The sequence below is a fragment of the Vibrio sp. Vb0598 genome (assembly GCF_033338935.1).
In the GTDB taxonomy this organism is placed as follows: Bacteria; Pseudomonadota; Gammaproteobacteria; order Enterobacterales; family Vibrionaceae; genus Vibrio; species Vibrio alginolyticus.
Genome location: NZ_JAWOTP010000203.1, coordinates 1 through 1,170, shown reverse-complemented (window position 1 = coordinate 1,170; position 1,170 = coordinate 1). Strand labels below are relative to the sequence as shown.

2 protein-coding genes are annotated in these 1,170 nt (G+C 48.0%); both read left to right on the top strand.

Annotation, left to right across the window (positions count from 1 at the left end; translation table 11 throughout):
- Positions 1 to 298, top strand: a 298-nt coding sequence (locus tag R7Q38_RS24100; protein ID WP_318114596.1) for a winged helix-turn-helix domain-containing protein, incomplete at its 5' end; no start/stop codon positions are given.
- Positions 273 to 1,170, top strand: an 898-nt coding sequence (locus R7Q38_RS24095; protein WP_318114593.1) for a sensor histidine kinase N-terminal domain-containing protein, incomplete at its 3' end; no start/stop codon positions are given. The genes R7Q38_RS24100 and R7Q38_RS24095, both read left to right, overlap by 26 nt.

The window sequence follows — 1,170 nt, the reverse complement described above, 5'->3', positions numbered from 1 at the left end:
TGGCAGTGCAGAAGAAATCATTCAAGTTGGGCAGTTATCTTTATCCTTATCGGAACAAAGCATTCGCTACGATGACGCGCCGCTTAAACTCACACGCAATGAATTTAAAATCCTCACCAGCTTGATGACGAACGCCGGACGCGTGCAAAGTAAGGAGCAATTGCAACAATCACTACATGGCTGGGATGAAGGTTCAAGCGACAACGCGATAGAAGTTCACATTCATAACCTACGTAAAAAAGCCCCCAACGTCGCCATCAAAAACATGCGCGGTGCGGGGTACATCCTCGAAAACTAAAAAACCATACCCCATTAAACGCCAACTGACGCTCTCGGTTGGCTTGTTAGTCAGCGCGCTTTTGCTTATTTCTTTGTACTTCAGCTTTCAATCAGCCAAACACGAAGTCGAAGAAGTTTATGACGCTAGGCTTGGGCAATCCGCTAAGCTGATGCTGCTGACGCTGTCCATTTCAACCGAAACGGACACTCTCGCCAACCACAGAGAGCTATTCGACCAGTGGATGAAGAACATCGATTCTTTGGCAAAGAGCGACGAAGACAAAGCCACCAAATTTGGTCACCCCTACGAACAGAATCTCGTTTTTCAATTCTACCGTGACAACAAGTTGATCTGGAGTTCCACTCCGAATCTGCGCTCTCTTTCTTCTTCTTTTGACAACAACGGCTACGCCGACATTACCAAAGACGGCTTGCAGTGGCGCACTTTCCAACTCTCATTACCACAGACTGAGCATGAGAACGAATACGTGGTCGTTGCTGAAAAGCAAAAGATACGGAAAGAGATCATCCATGAAATCGCTCTGTCGACGTCCATCGAACAGTTACTACTATTGCCGACTTTGCTGCTGTTGCTGTTCTGGCTGATAGACAGGTATTTCAGACCGATTAACGATCTACGCACGGCTATCACGCAACGAAACGTGCACCGCTTAGACCGCATTCATGTTACCGACAACACAACCGAGCTTGCTCCGTTGGTGGAAGCACTCAATTCATTGCTTTCTGAACTTGAACAAGCGTGGCAGAGAGAGAAGCGCTTTACGCGAGCCGCCGCACACGAGCTCAAAACGCCGCTGACAATCCTGCGCCTAAACGTAGAAAACGCTCTTGAAAGTAATGACCCAGAGCAGCTACGCGGAGACTTACACA